Below are 17254 nucleotides of genomic sequence, written 5' to 3'. Positions count from 1 at the left end.
GTGACGCACCGCAGGGGCAAGCCCTGTTGCGGTTTCTCAAGGGAATAGGGGCTCACGGCCACACGGCGGATTCCGTCAGGCCTGGGCTTCTGTGACCGGGACAGCTCACCGTTACGGACACTGAAGCGAAGGACGAACAGGCCACATGGCGGGACAGAAGATCCGCATTCGGCTAAAGGCCTATGACCACGAGGTCATCGACAGCTCGGCGCGCAAGATCGTCGAGACTGTGACGCGAACTGGCGCACAGGTCGCGGGCCCGGTGCCGCTGCCGACGGAAAAGAACGTTTACTGCGTTATCCGATCGCCGCACAAGTACAAGGACTCGCGCGAGCACTTCGAGATGCGCACCCACAAGCGGCTGATCGACATCATCGACCCCACGCCGAAGACGGTCGACTCGCTCATGCGACTCGACCTGCCGGCTGGTGTTGACATCGAGATCAAGCTTTAAGGACGCACAGACATGGCCACCAAGCAGATCAAGGGAGTTCTGGGCGAAAAGCTCGGCATGACCCAGGTCTTCGACGACACGGGCAAAATGGTGCCCGTGACGGTTCTGAAGGCCGGTCCGTGCGTCGTGAGCCGCATCCGGACTCCGGACACCGACGGCTACTCGGCCGTCCAGCTGGGCTACGGGCAGATCAACCCGCGCAAGGTGAACAAGCCTCTCGGCGACTACCTGCGCAAGAACGACCTGACCCCGCGCCGGCACTACGTCGAGGTCCGCACCACCGACGCCTCCGAGTACACGCTCGGCCAGGAGGTCGCCGCGGACAGCTTCGAGAGCGGCCAGACGGTCGACGTCACGGGCAAGAGCAAGGGCAAGGGCTTCGCGGGTGTGATGAAGCGTCACGGCTTCCGTGGCCTCTCCGCCTCGCACGGTACCCAGCGCAAGCACCGCTCGCCCGGTTCCATCGGCGGCTGCGCCACGCCCGGCCGCGTTTTCAAGGGCATGCGGATGGCAGGGCGCATGGGCAACGTGCGCAAGACCGTCCAGAACCTGACCGTTCACTCCGTGGACGCGGAGAAGGGCCTCATCCTGGTCAAGGGTGCTGTGCCCGGTCCCAACGGCGGTCTGGTGCTCGTCCGCACCGCTGTGAAGGGGGACAAGTAAGCCATGGCCCAGATCGAGGTCAAGAACCCCGAGGGCGCCGCTCAGGGCAGTGTCGAGCTGCCGGAGAGCGTCTTCGCCCAGCAGGTCAGCATTCCGCTCCTGCACCAGGTCGTGAACGCCCAGCTGGCCGCGGGCCGCCAGGGCACGCACTCCACCAAGACCCGCGGCGAGGTTCGCGGCGGTGGCAAGAAGCCGTACCGCCAGAAGGGCACCGGCCGGGCCCGCCAGGGCTCCATCCGCGCCCCGCAGTACACCGGCGGTGGCACGGTCCACGGACCGCAGCCGCGCGACTACAGCCAGCGGACCCCGAAGAAGATGAAGGCCGCCGCCCTGCGCGCTGCCCTCTCCGACCGGGCCACGCACGGCCGTATCCACGTCATCAGCCACTTCGTGGCCGAGGACGCGGACAGCAAGCTCACGCAGAACGCTCTGAAGGCGCTCCGCCAGGTCACCGGGTCCGACAAGGTCCTGGTCGTCCTGGCCCGCGACGACGAGCACAACCGGCGCGCCCTGCGCAACCTCGAAGAGGTGCACATCCTCGACGCGGACCAGGTGAACACCTACGACGTCCTCTACTCGGACGACGTGGTCTTCACCGAGGCGGGCTACGCCGAGTTCCTGGCCCACGCGGCCGGCGCCTCCAAGGCCGCTCAGTCCGAGGAGGACGACCAGTGAGGATCGCCGACCACCGGGACATCATCATCGAGCCGGTGATCTCCGAGAAGAGCTACGGGCTCATGGACGAGAACAAGTACACGTTCATCGTCAAGCCCGACGCCAACAAGACCCAGATCAAGATCGCGATCGAGAAGATCTTCGAGGTGAAGGTCACGAGCGTGAACACGATCAACCGGAAGGGCAAGCGCAAGCGGACCCGTTTCGGTTTCGGGAAGCGTCCTGACACGAAGCGCGCGATCGTCGGCCTCGCCGAGGGCGACCGGATCGACATCTTCGGTCGGTGACCTTTCCGGGTCTGACCGCTACACACCAAGCAACACGTAAAGGAATGCGCGAAGAAGATGGGCATTCGTAAGTACAAGCCGACGACACCGGGTCGTCGCGGTTCCAGCGTGAGCGACTTCGTCGAGATCACGCGCTCGGAGCCGGAGAAGTCCCTGGTGCGTCCTCTGCACTCCAAGGGCGGGCGCAACGGCCACGGCCGGATCACGACCCGCCACCAGGGCGGCGGCCACAAGCGCGCCTACCGCGTGATCGACTTCCGTCGTCACGACAAGGACGGCGTGCCGGCCAAGGTCGCTCACATCGAGTACGACCCGAACCGCACCGCTCGCATCGCACTGCTCCACTACGTGGACGGTGAGAAGCGCTACATCCTGGCACCCGCCGGTCTCAAGCAGGGCGACAGGGTCGAGAACGGCCCCCAGTCCGACATCAAGCCCGGCAACTGCCTCCCGCTGCGCAACATCCCCACGGGTACGTTCGTGCACGCGGTCGAGCTGAAGCCGGGTGGTGGCGCCAAGCTGGGCCGCTCCGCCGGTTCCCAGATCCAGCTCCTCGCCAAGGAGGGCCGTTACGCCACGCTGCGTATGCCCTCCGGCGAGATGCGCATGGTGGAGGTCACCTGCCGTGCCACCGTTGGTCAGGTCGGCAACGCCGAGCAGTCCAACATCAACTGGGGCAAGGCCGGTCGTAACCGCTGGAAGGGCAAGCGCCCGACCGTCCGCGGTGTCGTGATGAACCCGGTCGACCACCCGCACGGTGGTGGTGAGGGCAAGACCTCCGGTGGACGACACCCGGTCAGCCCCTGGGGCAAGAAGGAAGGCCGGACCCGGGCCAAGAACAAGGCCAGCGACAAGCTGATCGTGCGGCGTCGGCGTAGCGGTAAGAAGAAGCGGTAAGGAGCACGTCTGATGCCACGTAGCCTTAAGAAGGGTCCCTTCGTCGACGACCACCTCATCAAGAAGGTGGAAGTTCAGAACGAGAAGGGGACCAAGAACGTCATCAAGACGTGGTCCCGGCGGTCCATGATCGTCCCGGAGATGATCGGTCACACGATCGCCGTCCACGATGGCCGCAAGCACGTCCCCGTGTTCGTGTCCGAGTCGATGGTCGGCCACAAGCTCGGTGAGTTCGCTCCCACGCGTACTTTCCGTAGCCACGTCAAGGAAGACCGCCGTAGCCGCCGTTAGCGGTTGCAGCAGGAGAAAGAACCATTTCTCCACGGTGAGTGGAGATGAATTTCCGTGAGCGAGGGAAAAGCGATGGGAACGAGGGCACAGGCACGGTTCGTCCGTGTTACGCCCCGGAAGGCCCGCCGGGTGGTGGACCTTATTCGCGGGTTGCCCGCTGACGAGGCACAGGCGGTGCTCCGGTTCGCGCCCCAGTCGGCGAGCGAGCCTGTTGGCAAGGTGCTGGCTAGTGCCATCGCCAACGCTGAGCACAACGACAAGCTGGACCGCGAGACGCTGGTGGTCGAGGGCGCATGGGTGGACGAGGGTCCGACCCTGAAGCGCATTCGACCGCGAGGCTTCGGCCGCGCCTTCCGGGTGACCAAGCGTACGAGCCACATCACCGTGGTCGTCGCTGAGCGCTCGGGCGCCTCGTCCAAGACGAAGGAAAGGACCCGATAGTGGGGCAGAAGGTAAACCCGCACGGGTTCCGCCTCGGCATCACCACCGACTTCAAGAGCCGCTGGTACGCCGACAAGTCCTACAAGGACTACGTCAAGGAAGACGTTGCGATCCGTCGGATGCTGACCCGCGGCATGGAGCGCGCGGGCATCTCCAAGGTCGAGATCGAGCGCACCCGTGACCGTGTCCGCGTGGACGTCTACACCGCCCGGCCGGGCATCGTCATCGGCCGCCGCGGCGTCGAGGCCGATCGAATCCGGACCGACCTGGAGAAGCTGACCGCCAAGCAGGTTCAGCTCAACGTCTTCGAGGTCAAGAACCCCGAGGTCGACGCGCAGCTCGTCGCCCAGGGCGTCGCCGAGCAGCTGAGCAGCCGTGTGGCCTTCCGCCGCGCGATGCGCAAGGCGATGCAGAGCGCGATGAAGAGCGGTGCCAAGGGCATCCGTATCCAGTGCGGCGGACGCCTGGGCGGGGCTGAGATGTCCCGCTCGGAGTTCTACCGCGAGGGCCGGGTCCCGCTGCACACGCTCCGCGCCGACATCGACTACGGCTTCTTCGAGGCCCGTACGACGTTCGGCCGCATCGGCGTCAAGGTGTGGATCTACAAGGGTGACGCACCCGCGACCCGCGCCGAGCGCGAGGCGGCCCAGGCCGCCCAGCGTTCCGCCGGTGGCGGTGGCGGCGGTGGCGGCGGTCAGCGCCGCGAGCGCCCGCAGCGTCGTCGTCGTGGTGGTGCCGGCGGCGGTCAGCCGCAGAACACCGAGGCCAAGGCTCCGGCCGAGTCCGCGAAGCCCGAGGGGAGCTGACCAGTGCTTATTCCTCGTAAGGTCAAGTACCGCAAGCAGCACCACCCGGATCTGCGCGGTAAGGCCAAGGGTGGAACGACGGTCACTTTCGGCGAGTACGGCATCCAGGCTCTGGAGTCGGCCTACGTCACCAACCGTCAGATCGAGTCCGCTCGTATCGCTATGACGCGTCACATCAAGCGTGGCGGCAAGGTGTGGATCAACATCTTCCCGGACCGTCCGCTGACGAAGAAGCCCGCCGAGGTCCGCATGGGCTCCGGTAAGGGTTCACCCGAGTGGTGGGTCGCGCCGGTCAAGCCCGGTCGCGTGATGTTCGAGCTGTCGGGCGTGCCCGAGGACATCGCCAAGGAGGCGATGCGCCGTGCCATGCACAAGCTCCCGATGAAGTGCAAGTTTGTTAAGCGGGAGGGGGAGTGATGGCGAAGTCCGTGACTGCCCATGAGCTCCGGGACCAGTCCGTCGAGGACCTGGTCGCCAAGCTCAAGGAAGCCAAGGAAGAGCTCTTCAACCTCCGCTTCCAGGCCGCCACCGGCCAGCTCGACAACCACAGCCGGCTGCGTACCGTCAAGCGCGAGATCGCGCGGATCTACACGGTCATGCGTGAGCACGAGCTGGGCATCGCCCCGCTGTCTGGTGAGTCGGCTGAGGAGACGAAGGAAGCAGCCGAATGAGTGAGAACCAGACCGCGACCCGCAACTACCGCAAGGTGCGCGAGGGCTACGTCGTCAGCGACAAGATGGACAAGACCGTCGTTGTCGAGGTCGAGGACCGCATCAAGCACGCCATGTACGGCAAGGTCATCCGTAGGACGACCAAGTACAAGGCGCACGACGAGGCGAACTCCTGTGGCGTCGGCGACCGGGTCCGAGTGATGGAGACCCGGCCGCTCTCCGCGACGAAGCGTTGGCGCGTCGTGGAGATCCTGGAGAAGGCTAAGTAACCCCAGCCTGCGTTTGGCGGCCGACACGCGTTGTCGGCCGCCAGCGCGAGGGGTGAGACCACCTAGCCGTGCGGCAGTGGACCGCACGCATCACATCAGGAGCAGACGTGATTCAGCAGGAGTCGCGACTCAAGGTCGCCGACAACACGGGTGCCAAGGAGATCCTCACCATCCGTGTTCTCGGTGGCTCGGGTCGGCGCTACGCCGGGATCGGCGACACGATCGTCGCCACGGTGAAGGACGCCCTGCCTGGCGCTGGAGTCAAGAAGGGCGACGTCGTCAAGGCCGTTGTCGTGCGCACCGTCAAGGAGCGCCGCCGGCCCGACGGCTCCTACATCCGCTTCGATGAGAACGCTGCCGTGCTCATCAAGGACGGTGGGGACCCGCGAGGCACCCGCATCTTCGGCCCGGTGGGCCGCGAGCTGCGTGACAAGAAGTACATGCGCATCATTTCGCTGGCGCCGGAGGTGCTCTGAGCGATGAAGATCAAAACTGGCGACGAGGTCATCGTCCTCGCCGGCAAGGACAAGGGTGCCACCGGCAAGGTCGTCAAGGCCCTGCCGAAGGAAGACCGTGTCGTCGTCGAGGGCGTCAACCTGGTCAAGAAGCACAGGAAGGCGAACCCGGCGGGCGGCCAGCAGGGCGAGGTCGTCACGAAGGAGGCCCCGATCCACGTGAGCAACATCGCGCTCGCCGAGGACGGCAAGCCCTCCCGGGTCGGCTACCGCTTCGAGGACGACGGAACCAAGGTTCGCGTCTCCCGTCGCACCGGTAAGGACATCTGATGACGGTTACCAACGACATCACGGCCCCTCCGATGCCGCGGCTCAAGGAGAAGTACCGTAACGAGATCGTCGCTGCCCTCAAGGAGGAGCACGACATCGCCAACATCATGCAGGTCCCCGGTCTCACGAAGATCGTGGTCAACATGGGTGTCGGCGAGGCGGCTCGTGACGCGAAGCTGATCCAGGGCGCGATCGCCGACATCTCGGCGATCACCGGCCAGAAGCCTCGGATCAACCGGGCCAAGAACTCCATCGCGCAGTTCAAGCTGCGCGAGGGCCAGCCGATCGGCGCCAGCGTCACGCTGCGCGGCGACCGGATGTGGGAGTTCCTCGACCGGCTGCTCTCGCTGGCTCTGCCCCGTATCCGGGACTTCCGCGGCCTTTCCCCGAAGCAGTTCGACGGGAACGGCAACTACACCTTCGGTCTGACCGAGCAGGTCATGTTCCACGAGGTGGACCCGGACAAGGTCGACCGGCAGCGTGGGATGGACATCACGGTTGTCACCACGGCCACGACCGACGAACAGGGCCGCAGCCTGCTCAAGCGGCTCGGTTTCCCGTTCAAGGAAGCCTGAGGGGTAAGCACACATGGCTAAGAAGTCCCTGATCGCCAAGGCGCAGCGGAAGCCGAAGTTCAGCGTCCGCGCGTATACTCGATGCTCTCGGTGCGGCCGTCCGCGCGCCGTCTACCGGAAGTTCGGCCTCTGCCGCATCTGCTTCCGCGAGATGGCGCACCGCGGCGAGCTGCCCGGTATCACCAAGTCGAGCTGGTAGTTTCCGGCGGGGCCGACCAGGCGCTCACTCCCTGAGGAGGGCGCACTGGGTTCGGCCCCCCGAACCGCCACCCCCTTGGTGGCTCGACAAGTGTCCGTGACCGCCCGACGCGGTCAGCGGTCCAGCAACATCCAACCATCAGGGCACGGCAGTCCCGCGAGGGACAGCGGTGCCCACGACCACGCCGTAGGTCCGTTTGTGCACCTCCACGGGGAGACCCGTGGGAGGGCAGGCTCTGGGAAAGCCCGCACTCGGAAACCGCGGTGAGGAAGGGCCAGTCGGCCATGACGATGACCGACCCGATCGCAGACATGCTCACGCGTCTGCGTAACGCGAATTCGGCTTACCACGACACCGTGGCGATGCCGTATTCCAAGATCAAGGCGCACATCGCCGAGATCCTCCAGCAGGAGGGCTTCATTCAGGGCCACCGGACCGAGGAGGCCCCTGTGGGCAAGAGCCTCGTCCTGGACCTGAAGTACGGCCCCACCCGAGAGCGTTCGATCGCGGGCATCCGCCGGGTCTCCAAGCCCGGTCTGCGGGTGTACGCCAAGAAGGAGAACCTCCCGCGCGTGCTGGGTGGCCTCGGTGTGGCGATCATTTCGACGTCCGGTGGCCTGATGACTGACAAGCAGGCCAAGAAGCGCGGCGTGGGCGGCGAAGTCCTCGCCTACGTCTGGTAGAGGGAGAGACTGAAGCATGTCGCGAATCGGTCGACTGCCGCTCTCGGTCCCCAAGGGCGTCGAAGTCACGATTAACGGGCAAGACGTCACTGTCAAGGGGCCGAAGGGCGAACTGAAGCACACCGTCGCCGAGCCGATCACCGTCTCCTTCGAGGACGGGGTCGTCACGGTTGCGCGTCCCGACGACAAGCCGGAGAACCGGTCGCTGCACGGTCTGACCCGTGCACTGGTCGCGAACCTCACCGAGGGTGTCTCCAAGGGCTACACGAAGACGCTGGAGATCCACGGCGTGGGTTACCGCGTCCAGGCCCGCGGCTCCAACCTGGAGTTCTCGCTGGGCTACAGCCACCCCGTCGTGGTCGAGCCCCCGCAGGGCATCACCTTCCGCGTGGAGAAGCCGACGATCCTCCACGTGGAGGGCATCGACAAGCAGCTGGTGGGCCAGGTCGCCGCGAACATCCGCAGCCTGCGCAAGCCGGACCCGTACAAGGCCAAGGGCGTGCGGTACCAGGGCGAGCACATCCGCCGCAAGGCCGGAAAGGCTGGTAAGTAGCCATGGGTATCACCGTGCGCAAGCGGACCTCCAAGAGCGCGACCTCCCGTGCGCGCCGCCAGTTCCGCGTCCGCAAGAAGGTCGTGGGCACCGCCGAGCGTCCGCGTCTGGCCGTGTTCCGGTCCTCCAAGCACATCGTCGCGCAGGTCATCGACGACACCAGGGGTCACACCCTGGTCGCCGCCTCCAGCGTCGAGGCCGACCTGCGCGGTGCCGAGGGCACCAAGTCCGACAAGTCCGCCAAGGTCGGTCAGCTCATCGCTGAGCGCGCCAAGGCCGCTGGGGTCTCCGCCGTGGTGTTCGACCGCGGCGGCAACCAGTACGCCGGCCGTATCGCCAAGCTCGCCGACGCGGCGCGCGAGGGCGGGCTGGAGTTCTAGCGATGACCTCTGTACTGGGCAAGATCAACCACGAGAAGAGGAACCACTGATGGCTGCAGCACCGCGGCGCGGCGCCGGTGGCGAGCGGCGTGATCGCCGTGACGATCGCCGCGGCGGCGCCGCAGACAAGGGTGTCTCCTACATCGAGAAGGTCGTGACCATCAACCGGGTCGCGAAGGTCGTCAAGGGCGGCCGTCGCTTCTCCTTCACCGCTCTCGTCGTCGTCGGTGACGGCAACGGGATGGTCGGTGTCGGTTACGGCAAGGCCAAGGAAGTTCCGGCCGCGATCGCCAAGGGTGTCGAGGAGGCGAAGAAGAACTTCTTCCGCGTCCCCCGCATCCAGGGCACCATCGTGCACCGGGTCCAGGGCGAGGACGCCGCTGGCGTCGTCCTGCTCCGTCCGGCCGCTCCGGGTACCGGCGTCATCGCCGGCGGCCCCGTGCGCGCCGTGCTGGAGTGCGCCGGCATCCACGACATCCTGAGCAAGTCGCTCGGGTCGTCCAACCCGCTGAACATCGTGCACGCCACCGTGGCGGCTCTCAAGGGGCTCAACCAGCCCGAGGAGATCGCCGCCCGCCGTGGCCTGCCGATCGAGGACGTCGCCCCGGCCGCCATGCTGCGTGCTCGTGCTGAGGCGAAGGCAGGAGCCTGACCATGGCCAAGCTCAAGATCACGCAGACCCGCTCCAAGATCGGCGGCAAGGTGAAGCAGCACGCTGCTCTCCAGTCGCTCGGCCTGGGCCGGATCGGCAAGTCCACCGTCCGTGAGGACCGCCCTGAGGTTCGCGGGCAGATCACGATCGTCGCGCACCTCGTCTCTGTCGAGGAGGTTGCCGAATGAGCGACTACAACCCCGACGAGCTGCTCAAGCTGCACCACCTGCGGCCCGCCCCGGGCGCCAACAAGGCCAAGACCCGCAAGGGCCGCGGCGAGGCGTCCAAGGGCAAGACCGCGGGCCGGGGCACCAAGGGCACCAAGGCTCGTAACACCGTCCGTCCCGGCTTCGAGGGCGGGCAGATGCCCCTCATCCGCCGGGTGCCGAAGCTCAAGGGCTTCAGCAACGCGCGGTTCAAGACGACCTACCAGGTCGTCAACCTGGACAAGCTGAGCGAGCTGTTCCCCGAGGGTGGCGAGGTCACCGTCGAGGCCCTGGTCGCCAAGGGCGCGGTTCGCAAGAACCAGCTCGTCAAGGTTCTGGGCACCGGTGAGATCACCGTCGCCGTGCAGGTGAGCGCGAACGCGTTCTCCGCCTCGGCGAAGGAGAAGATCGCCGCTGCCGGTGGCTCCGTCACCGAGCTGTAGGGGTCTACCCCGAAATGCGCAACTGGGGGCGTCCGCCCGGCAGGTCAGTGAAAGACCGGCCGGCGGGCGCCCCCGTGTGTTGTGAGAAGTGATCGTTATGACTCACGACCGCAACTGCCGCGTGATGGCTGTTACAGTTCCATCTGTTTGAGCTCCCCGCTTGACGTACTGTGAATACTTCCGAGCAACGGGCGACTGCCCGCTGCTGACGTTCTACGACGATTCAGGATCGGCCGCGATGTCTGGAACCCGTTCCGCCGCCGAAGCCGCGCAGGAGGAGACGTGCTAGGTGCGTTCGTCCGTGCATTCCGCACGCCCGACCTGCGTAACAAGCTGCTGTTCACACTGTTCATCCTGACGATCTTCCGTCTGGGGTCGGTGATTCCCGCTCCGGGGATCGACTCCGCGGCGATCCGGGAGCAGATGGAGGCGGTCACCGCCGCAGACCAGAGCGGTGTGTACGCGCTCGTGAACCTGTTCAGCGGCGGCGCGCTGTTGCAACTGGCGGTGTTGGCGCTCGGGGTCATGCCGTACATCACCGCGAGCATCATCATCAACCTGCTCACGGTGGTGATCCCCCGCCTGGAGGCCCTCAAGAAGGAGGGCCAGTCGGGGCAGAGCAAGATCACCCAATACACCCGCTACCTCACGCTGATGCTCGCGGTCCTGCAGGCCACCAGCATCGTCGCCATGGCCAGGACGGGCGCCCTGTTCCAGGGGGCCATCCCGGTCAGCACCTACATGCCCAACCAGGACATCCTGACCCTGGTGACGATCGTCTTCGTGATGACCGCCGGCACCGCCATCGTCATGTGGTTCGGCGAGCTGATCACCGAGCGCGGCGTGGGCAACGGCATGTCGCTCCTGATCTTCACCCAGGTCATCGCGATGTTCCCGTCCTCCATCATGGGGCTCTTCGAGGAGCGCTCCATCTGGGTCTTCACCCTCATCTGCATCGCGGGCCTCGTGCTCGTGGCCGCGGTGGTCTTCATGGAGCAGGCACAGCGCCGCATCCCGGTGCAGTACGCCAAGCGCATGGTGGGACGCCGCATGTACGGCGGAAGCTCGACCTACATCCCGCTGAAGGTCAACCAGGCGGGCATCATCCCCGTGATCTTCGCCTCCTCGCTGCTGTACCTCCCGCAGCTGGTCGTCGGACTGGTCGGCCAGGACTCCACGAACCCCGTGGTGACCTTCATCCAGACCTACTTCCTGTCCGGCACGCACCCCGTGTACCTGGCGACCTTCTTCGTCATGATCATCGGGTTCGCGTTCTTCTACGTGGCGATTACGTTCAACCCCACTGAAGTCGCCGACAACATGAAGAAGTACGGTGGGTTCATCCCGGGTATCCGACCGGGGCGTCCGACCGCCGAGTACCTCGACTACGTCCTGACGAGGCTGACGACCCCCGGATCCCTGTACCTGGGTGTGATCGCTCTTCTCCCGATGGTCGCGCTCGGCGCCACCGGCGCCAACGCGAACTTCCCCTTCGGCGGGACGAGCATCCTGATCATGGTCGGTGTCGGGCTGGACACGGTGAAGCAGATCGAGAGTCACCTCCAGCAGAGGAACTACGAAGGTTTTCTGCGATAAATGCGAGCAGTATTGGTGGGGCCGCCTGGGGCCGGCAAGGGCACCCAGGCCCAGATCCTCGCGTCGGAGCTGTCGATCCCGAAGGTGTCCACCGGTGACATCTTCCGGGCCAACGTCAGCGGTGGCACGGAGCTTGGCAAGAAGGCCAGGGAGTACATGGACCGTGGCGACCTCGTCCCCGACGAGGTCACGAACGCCATGGTCAAGGACCGACTGGCGCAGGACGACGCCGCTGTGGGCTTCCTGCTCGACGGCTTCCCCCGCAACGTCCCGCAGGCCGAGACGCTCAAGGGCATCCTGGCCGACCTGAAGACGCACCTGGACGTGGTCCTGGAGCTGAGGGTGGACGAGGACGAGGTCGTCAAGCGCCTCTCGGGGCGCCGCTCGTGCCCCGAGTGCGGCCGCGTGTACCACGTGGAGTACGACGCCCCGAAGTCCGAGGGCGTGTGCGACCACGAGGGCGCCGCGCTGTACCAGCGCGAGGACGACCGCGAGGAGACCATCAGGCACCGCCTGAAGGTCTACCGCGAGCAGACCGCGCCGCTGGTGGAGTTCTACGAGCGCGAGGGGCTGCTGGCGACCATCGCCGCCACGGGCTCCGTGGCCGCGGTGACGGCCCGGGCCAAGGCCGCGATCGAGGAGCAGGCCCGAGAGGCCAGTTCCTGATGTTTCGGAAGGCGGAGCCGGACGTGCAGATCAAGACGCCGGAACAGATCGCCAAGATGAGGGCGGCGGGCCAGGTCGTGGCCCGCGCCCTGGACACCCTCCGGGCCGCTGTGCGGCCCGGAGTGTCCACACTGGACCTCGACTCCGTGGCGGAGAAGGTCATCCGCGACGCGGGCGCCGTGCCGTCCTTCAAGGGCTACCACGGCTTCCCCGGGTCCATCTGCGCCTCGGTCAACGAGGAGGTCGTCCACGGCATCCCCAGCGCCGAGCGGGTGCTGGCCGAGGGCGACATCGTCTCCATCGACTGCGGCGCCATCCTGGACGGCTGGCACGGGGACTCGGCGATCACCGTCGCCGTGGGCGAGGGCCGGCCCGAGGACCTCCGCATGATGGAGGTCTGCGAGGAGTCCATGTGGCAGGGGATCGCGCAGATGCGGCCGGGCAACCGCCTGGGCGACATCGGCTTCGCGATCGGCGGCCACATCTCCGCGAACGGCGGCTACGGCAACGTCCGCGAGTACGGCGGCCACGGCATCGGCACCGAGATGCACATGGACCCGCACGTCCTCAACTACGGCAAGCGGGGCCGCGGGCTGAAGCTCGTCGAGGGCATGTGCCTGGCGATCGAGCCGATGACCACCCTGGGCCGCCAGGACGTGCTCCAGCTGGACGACGGCTGGACGGTGGTCACGAAGGACGGCAAGAGGGCGGCGCACTTCGAGCACACGGTCGCGGTGACCGCAGAGGGCCCCGTGGTCCTGACCGCTCGTGAGTCCAACCGCGATAAAATCACTCATATGGGGTTCGTCCAGCCAACCTGGTAGCGGCCCCGCCCCACGCGCACCGCGCGCGGGACGCGACCACTCACGGGTGAAGATCGAGGTGCGCGCAGTGTCCGACCCGGTGCCGTCGATACGAACGTCCGACTCCGAGCGCGACCGTGTCGCGCAGCTCCTCCAGACGCACTTCGCGCAGGGCCGGCTCGACCACGAGGAGTTCACCGACCGGCTCGGCCGCGTCTACAAGTCCCGGACGGCGGACGAGCTGGCCACGGTCACCCGCGACCTGCCCGAGCGCGATCTGGCGGACCTGCACGGGGCGTCCCCCCTCCAGGAGGAGCCCCTGATCGCGCCGCCGATCAGCATGCGGGACCCGGCGCTGATGGTGCCGTGGATCCTGTACGCCGGGGTCAACGTCCTGTGCTTCGTGATCTGGCTGATCCTCTTCCTCACCACCGACTACAACTACCCGTGGTTCCTGTGGGTGCTGGGGCCGTGGGGCATCGTGATGAGCGTGGTGACCTTCGGGGTCCTGGCCTCGCAGCGCAGCCACCCCGGCGGCGACCACTCGCCGTAGGCCGGCCTCCGGGCGGTCGCGGTCCGGCCCTCCCCGGCGCCGGCCCCGTCCGCCCGGCCAGGGACGCCGCACGGGGAAGAAAGCGGCCACCGGAGGCGTTGTCGGGGGCGCCCCCGAACGCGGCCCGGGGCGCGGAGCGGCGCCGGTTCCCCCTGCGGGGGCGACGGTATAGGGTTCTCTGCCCGCCGGTCAGAAGCACTTGCCCGAAGGCGATAGACTGTCACTGCCCATACGCGGGCTGTTGGGTCAGTCTGCCTTCTTTGTGCCACGTCTTCCCATCGACGTACGCCCTTGCAGTTGACCTGAACTACCAGTGTGTCCTGGCGTCGACGACATCCGGCCCGTACGGTGTCGCCGGGGCCGTCGCGTTGTGCGAGGCCACTGGGGTCGCGTCGGGACTGTCCTGATCAACCAATCGATGAGCGAGGCGTGGAGGACATGGCAAAGAAAGACGGCGCCATCGAGATCGAGGGTTCCGTTGTCGAGTCCCTACCCAACGCTATGTTCAAGGTAGAGCTCGACAACGGGCACCAGGTTCTTGCCCACATCAGCGGCAAGATGCGGATGAACTACATCCGTATTCTCCCCGACGACCGTGTCGTCGTGGAGCTGAGCCCGTACGACCTCACGCGCGGGCGCATCGTTTACCGCTACAAGTAGCCCGTCGTGGGCCGCACGGCCCAGGATGAGTGATGTGATGAGTTCGGAGTCACCATGAAGGTCAAGCCGAGCGTGAAGAAGATCTGCGCGAAGTGCCGCGTGATCCGTCGCAACCGTCGGATCATGGTCATTTGCTCGGACCCGCGGCACAAGCAGCGTCAGGGCTAACAGCCCCCGCAGCTCGCCGCGGCTTCTGAACCGCGACAACCCGGCAAGGGAAGGACTTCCCTCCCGGGCGCAGTACAAACGAAAACCTGTTCCGATTCCCGGCGCCGACGAGGCCCGGGGACAACCCCCGGTCGGAGGCCGGGGCCTCGTCGATTGGGCGACGAGAGGGTGGAACGGGGCAGACCTCCGGGGCATGGATATGGAGTCTCGCCCACATGGCACGTATTGAAGGCGTTGACCTCCCTCGCGACAAGCGGGTGGAGATCGCTCTCACGTACATCTTCGGGATCGGCCGCACCCGCGCGCTCGAGACCCTGAAGCAGACCGGCGTCGACGGCAACACGCGCGTCCACCAGCTGTCCGAAGAGGACCTGGTCAAGCTGCGCGAGTGGATCGGCGCGAACTACCAGGTCGAGGGCGACCTGCGCCGCGAGGTGCAGGGCGACATCCGTCGCAAGATGGAGATCGGTAGCTACCAGGGCGTCCGCCACCGTCGCGGGCTCCCGGTCCGCGGTCAGCGCACGCAGACCAACGCGCGTACCCGCAAGGGCAAGAAGAAGACCGTGGCCGGTAAGAAGAAGGCCGGTAAGAAGTAGTCCGCTCGGACTGTCGACCGCGTCCGAGAACAGCAACGGACCGATGATCTCTGGGAGTTTCGCTAATGCCGCCTAAGGGCCGTCAGGGTGCCGCGCGCAAGGTGCGCCGCAAGGAAAAGAAGAACATTGTCCACGGACACGCTCACATCAAGAGCACGTTCAACAACACGATCGTGAGCATCACCGACCCGACCGGTGCCGTGATCGCGTGGGCAAGCTCCGGACAGGTGGGCTTCAAGGGCTCGCGCAAGTCGACGCCGTACGCCGCGCAGATGGCCGCCGAGGCCGCTGCCCGTCGCGCGCAGGAGCACGGCGTCCGCAAGGTGGACGTCTTCGTGAAGGGCCCGGGCTCCGGTCGGGAGACCGCCATCCGCTCGCTCCAGGCGACCGGCCTCGAGGTGGGCTCCATCCAGGACGTCACCCCGGTTCCGCACAACGGCTGCCGTCCGCCGAAGCGCCGCCGCGTCTGATCGGCAGCGCGTGCCCGCGGCCCCGGCCGGCAGGGCACCGTGCCGTGCTTGATCCCGCGCGGTCCCCGCTGGGGCCCGCGCGGGCTGGGTAGTAATCCGAGTAGTGGACACCGCCGTTCCGGCGGAACGTCCATCCGGTGGCCGTCATATAGCGGTCGGCCATGTGGAAGGGAAAACACGGACCATGTTGATCGCACAGCGTCCCACGCTCGCCGAGGAAGTCATCTCGGACCTGCGCTCGAGGTTTGTCATCGAGCCGCTGGAGCCCGGTTTCGGCTACACCATCGGCAACTCGCTCCGGCGCACCCTGCTGTCCTCCATCCCCGGCGCGGCTGTCACCAGCATCCGCATCGAGGGCGTCGAGCACGAGTTCACCACCGTGCCCGGTGTCAAGGAGGACGTCACGGAGATGATCCTCAACCTCAAGGGCCTGGTCGTCAGCTCCGAGCACGACGAGCCCGTGCTGATGTACCTGCGCAAGCAGGGCCCCGGCGTCGTCACCGCGGCGGACATCGCTCCGCCCGCCGGCGTCGAGGTGCACAACCCCGAGCTGCACATCGCCACGCTCAACGGCAAGGGCAAGCTGGAGATGGAGCTGACGGTCGAGCGCGGCCGCGGCTACGTCTCGGCCACGCAGAACAAGCAGGCCGGCCAGGAGATCGGTCGCATCCCGATCGACTCCATCTACTCGCCGGTCCTGCGTGTGACCTACAAGGTCGAGGCCACCCGTGTCGAGCAGCGCACCGACTTCGACCGCCTGATCGTCGACATCGAGACCAAGCCGGCCATCCGTCCCCGTGACGCGGTCGCCAGCGCGGGCAAGACCCTGGTCGAGCTGTTCGGTCTGGCGCGCGAGCTCAACGTCGACGCCGAGGGCATCGACATGGGCCCGTCGCCGACGGACGCCGCCCTCGCGGCGGACCTGGCGCTGCCCATCGAGGACCTCAACCTGACGGTGCGCTCGTACAACTGCCTCAAGCGGGAAGGCATCCACAGCGTTGGTGAGCTGGTCGCCCGCTCCGAGCAGGACCTGTTGGACATCCGCAACTTCGGTGCGAAGTCCATCGACGAGGTCAAGCAGAAGCTCATCGACATGGGCCTGTCCCTGAAGGACTCCCCGCCCGGATTCGACCCCAGCACGGCGGCCGACTCCTACAGCTCCGACGACGACGAGGGCGAGTCCTTCGTCGAGACGGAGCAGTACTAACCGACCTTCGTCGCCCACATGGTCCACGGCCGAGTGCGGCCGCGGATCGCATCACTAGGAGAACGACACCATGCCCACGCCTACCAAGGGCGCCCGTCTGGGTTCCGGGCCCGCTCACGAGCGGCACATCCTGGCGAACCTCGCGACCTCGCTGTTCCAGCACGGCCGCATTCGCACCACCGAGGCCAAGGCCAAGCGTCTGCGCCCGTACGCCGAGAAGCTGATCACCCTCGGCAAGCGCGGTGACCTGCACGCCCGTCGCCAGGTTCTCACCAAGATCACGGACAAGTCCGTGGTGCACGAGCTGTTCACCGAGATCGGCCCGCGCTTCGAGAACCGTCCCGGTGGCTACACCCGGATCACCAAGATCGGTCCGCGCAAGGGCGACAACGCTCCCATGGCGGTCATCGAGCTGGTCGAGGCGCTGAACGCCCCCGCCGCTCCGGCCGCCGCCCCGGTCGAGGAGCCCGTCGAGGCCCCCGCCGAGGAGACCGCGGCCACGGAGACCGAAGAGGTCGCCGAGACCGACGAGGCCGCCGAGAAGAGCGCCGAGAGCAAGTAGGGCGGATGGCGCGCGCGGGCAGGACCTGTGTGTGCGACCGCTC

Annotated in this window: 31 protein-coding genes; all 31 read left to right on the top strand. The window is 66.7% G+C overall.

Annotation, left to right across the window (positions count from 1 at the left end; all coding sequences use genetic code 11):
• Positions 1-145 precede the first annotated feature (145 nt).
• The 31 genes from rpsJ (at position 146) to rplQ (ending at position 17211) form a co-directional block, all read left to right on the top strand.
• Positions 146-454, top strand: coding sequence for a 30S ribosomal protein S10 (gene rpsJ, locus OUQ99_RS27620; protein WP_013156110.1), 309 nt, complete (start codon positions 146-148; stop codon positions 452-454).
• Positions 455-466: 12 nt separating this feature from the next.
• Positions 467-1117, top strand: coding sequence for a 50S ribosomal protein L3 (rplC, locus tag OUQ99_RS27615; protein WP_267946691.1), 651 nt, complete (start codon positions 467-469; stop codon positions 1115-1117).
• Between the two features lie 3 nt (positions 1118-1120).
• On the top strand, positions 1121-1792 hold the full coding sequence (gene rplD, locus OUQ99_RS27610; RefSeq protein WP_267946690.1) for a 50S ribosomal protein L4: 672 nt from the start codon (positions 1121-1123) through the stop codon (positions 1790-1792).
• Positions 1789-2079, top strand: coding sequence for a 50S ribosomal protein L23 (gene rplW / locus OUQ99_RS27605; protein WP_267946689.1), 291 nt, complete (start codon positions 1789-1791; stop codon positions 2077-2079). The genes rplD and rplW overlap by 4 nt, the downstream gene beginning before the upstream one ends.
• Before the next feature lie 57 nt (positions 2080-2136).
• The gene (rplB, locus tag OUQ99_RS27600) at positions 2137-2976 is read left to right on the top strand and encodes a 50S ribosomal protein L2 (protein WP_267946688.1); all 840 of its coding nucleotides are present in this window, start codon (positions 2137-2139) and stop codon (positions 2974-2976) included.
• Between the two features lie 12 nt (positions 2977-2988).
• Positions 2989-3267 carry a 30S ribosomal protein S19 gene (rpsS, locus tag OUQ99_RS27595; RefSeq protein WP_053616300.1) on the top strand — a complete coding sequence of 93 codons (279 nt, stop codon included), beginning with the start codon at positions 2989-2991 and terminating at the stop codon, positions 3265-3267.
• Positions 3268-3339: 72 nt separating this feature from the next.
• Positions 3340-3708 carry a 50S ribosomal protein L22 gene (gene rplV / locus OUQ99_RS27590; RefSeq protein ID WP_267950527.1) on the top strand — a complete coding sequence of 123 codons (369 nt, stop codon included), beginning with the start codon at positions 3340-3342 and terminating at the stop codon, positions 3706-3708.
• Positions 3708-4514 carry a 30S ribosomal protein S3 gene (gene rpsC, locus OUQ99_RS27585; RefSeq protein ID WP_267946687.1) on the top strand — a complete coding sequence of 269 codons (807 nt, stop codon included), beginning with the start codon at positions 3708-3710 and terminating at the stop codon, positions 4512-4514. The genes rplV and rpsC overlap by 1 nt, the downstream gene beginning before the upstream one ends.
• Positions 4515-4517: 3 nt before the next feature.
• Complete coding sequence (gene rplP, locus OUQ99_RS27580; protein ID WP_267946686.1) at positions 4518-4931, top strand: 50S ribosomal protein L16; 414 nt, start codon at positions 4518-4520, stop codon at positions 4929-4931.
• Positions 4931-5185 (top strand): 50S ribosomal protein L29, encoded by a 255-nt coding sequence (gene rpmC, locus OUQ99_RS27575; protein ID WP_267946685.1) that lies wholly within the window; start codon positions 4931-4933, stop codon positions 5183-5185. The genes rplP and rpmC overlap by 1 nt, the downstream gene beginning before the upstream one ends.
• A complete protein-coding gene (gene rpsQ, locus OUQ99_RS27570) occupies positions 5182-5454 on the top strand; it encodes a 30S ribosomal protein S17 (RefSeq protein WP_267946684.1) in 273 nt (90 codons plus the stop codon). Before rpmC ends, rpsQ begins: the two co-directional genes overlap by 4 nt.
• Before the next feature lie 107 nt (positions 5455-5561).
• Complete coding sequence (gene rplN / locus OUQ99_RS27565; RefSeq protein ID WP_013156121.1) at positions 5562-5930, top strand: 50S ribosomal protein L14; 369 nt, start codon at positions 5562-5564, stop codon at positions 5928-5930.
• A 3-nt stretch (positions 5931-5933) separates the two neighbouring features.
• Complete coding sequence (rplX, locus tag OUQ99_RS27560; protein WP_267946683.1) at positions 5934-6239, top strand: 50S ribosomal protein L24; 306 nt, start codon at positions 5934-5936, stop codon at positions 6237-6239.
• Entirely contained in the window at positions 6239-6814 is a 576-nt protein-coding gene (gene rplE / locus OUQ99_RS27555; protein WP_267946682.1) for a 50S ribosomal protein L5, read from the top strand. The genes rplX and rplE overlap by 1 nt, the downstream gene beginning before the upstream one ends.
• 13 nt (positions 6815-6827) lie before the next feature.
• Positions 6828-7013 carry a type Z 30S ribosomal protein S14 gene (locus OUQ99_RS27550; RefSeq protein WP_267946681.1) on the top strand — a complete coding sequence of 62 codons (186 nt, stop codon included), beginning with the start codon at positions 6828-6830 and terminating at the stop codon, positions 7011-7013.
• Between the two features lie 284 nt (positions 7014-7297).
• Complete coding sequence (gene rpsH / locus OUQ99_RS27545; RefSeq protein WP_267946680.1) at positions 7298-7696, top strand: 30S ribosomal protein S8; 399 nt, start codon at positions 7298-7300, stop codon at positions 7694-7696.
• A 16-nt stretch (positions 7697-7712) separates the two neighbouring features.
• The gene (rplF, locus tag OUQ99_RS27540) at positions 7713-8249 is read left to right on the top strand and encodes a 50S ribosomal protein L6 (protein WP_267946679.1); all 537 of its coding nucleotides are present in this window, start codon (positions 7713-7715) and stop codon (positions 8247-8249) included.
• 2 nt (positions 8250-8251) lie between these two features.
• Positions 8252-8629, top strand: coding sequence for a 50S ribosomal protein L18 (rplR, locus tag OUQ99_RS27535; protein WP_267946678.1), 378 nt, complete (start codon positions 8252-8254; stop codon positions 8627-8629).
• Positions 8630-8678: 49 nt separating this feature from the next.
• Positions 8679-9281 (top strand): 30S ribosomal protein S5, encoded by a 603-nt coding sequence (gene rpsE, locus OUQ99_RS27530; protein ID WP_267946677.1) that lies wholly within the window; start codon positions 8679-8681, stop codon positions 9279-9281.
• A 2-nt stretch (positions 9282-9283) separates the two neighbouring features.
• Positions 9284-9469: a 50S ribosomal protein L30 gene (rpmD, locus tag OUQ99_RS27525; protein ID WP_013156129.1), complete on the top strand. Its 186-nt coding sequence runs from the start codon at positions 9284-9286 to the stop codon at positions 9467-9469.
• Positions 9466-9930 (top strand): 50S ribosomal protein L15, encoded by a 465-nt coding sequence (gene rplO, locus OUQ99_RS27520; protein WP_267946676.1) that lies wholly within the window; start codon positions 9466-9468, stop codon positions 9928-9930. Before rpmD ends, rplO begins: the two co-directional genes overlap by 4 nt.
• Before the next feature lie 282 nt (positions 9931-10212).
• Positions 10213-11526, top strand: a complete 1314-nt coding sequence (gene secY / locus OUQ99_RS27515; RefSeq protein WP_267946675.1) for a preprotein translocase subunit SecY — start codon at positions 10213-10215, stop codon at positions 11524-11526.
• Positions 11527-12192: an adenylate kinase gene (locus OUQ99_RS27510; RefSeq protein ID WP_267946674.1), complete on the top strand. Its 666-nt coding sequence runs from the start codon at positions 11527-11529 to the stop codon at positions 12190-12192. It begins immediately after the preceding gene.
• Positions 12192-13016: a type I methionyl aminopeptidase gene (gene map / locus OUQ99_RS27505; protein WP_267946673.1), complete on the top strand. Its 825-nt coding sequence runs from the start codon at positions 12192-12194 to the stop codon at positions 13014-13016. The genes OUQ99_RS27510 and map overlap by 1 nt, the downstream gene beginning before the upstream one ends.
• 67 nt (positions 13017-13083) lie before the next feature.
• Complete coding sequence (locus tag OUQ99_RS27500; protein ID WP_267946672.1) at positions 13084-13548, top strand: DUF1707 domain-containing protein; 465 nt, start codon at positions 13084-13086, stop codon at positions 13546-13548.
• 438 nt (positions 13549-13986) lie between these two features.
• A complete protein-coding gene (gene infA, locus OUQ99_RS27495; protein WP_013156135.1) occupies positions 13987-14208 on the top strand; it encodes a translation initiation factor IF-1 in 222 nt (73 codons plus the stop codon).
• Positions 14209-14262: 54 nt separating this feature from the next.
• Entirely contained in the window at positions 14263-14376 is a 114-nt protein-coding gene (gene rpmJ, locus OUQ99_RS27490; protein WP_082206327.1) for a 50S ribosomal protein L36, read from the top strand.
• Positions 14377-14591: 215 nt separating this feature from the next.
• A complete protein-coding gene (gene rpsM, locus OUQ99_RS27485; RefSeq protein ID WP_267946671.1) occupies positions 14592-14972 on the top strand; it encodes a 30S ribosomal protein S13 in 381 nt (126 codons plus the stop codon).
• A gap of 65 nt (positions 14973-15037) precedes the next feature.
• A complete protein-coding gene (rpsK, locus tag OUQ99_RS27480; protein ID WP_053616319.1) occupies positions 15038-15442 on the top strand; it encodes a 30S ribosomal protein S11 in 405 nt (134 codons plus the stop codon).
• A 184-nt stretch (positions 15443-15626) separates the two neighbouring features.
• Complete coding sequence (locus tag OUQ99_RS27475) at positions 15627-16649, top strand: DNA-directed RNA polymerase subunit alpha (RefSeq protein WP_267946670.1); 1023 nt, start codon at positions 15627-15629, stop codon at positions 16647-16649.
• A 70-nt stretch (positions 16650-16719) separates the two neighbouring features.
• A complete protein-coding gene (rplQ, locus tag OUQ99_RS27470) occupies positions 16720-17211 on the top strand; it encodes a 50S ribosomal protein L17 (RefSeq protein WP_267946669.1) in 492 nt (163 codons plus the stop codon).
• Positions 17212-17254: the final 43 nt, after the last annotated feature.

This window comes from Streptomonospora nanhaiensis (assembly GCF_026642255.1).
Lineage (GTDB): Bacteria > Actinomycetota > Actinomycetes > Streptosporangiales > Streptosporangiaceae > Nocardiopsis > Nocardiopsis tropica.
Note: the sequence above shows the minus strand (reverse complement) of the source record. Positions and strands in the feature narration are given on the sequence as shown.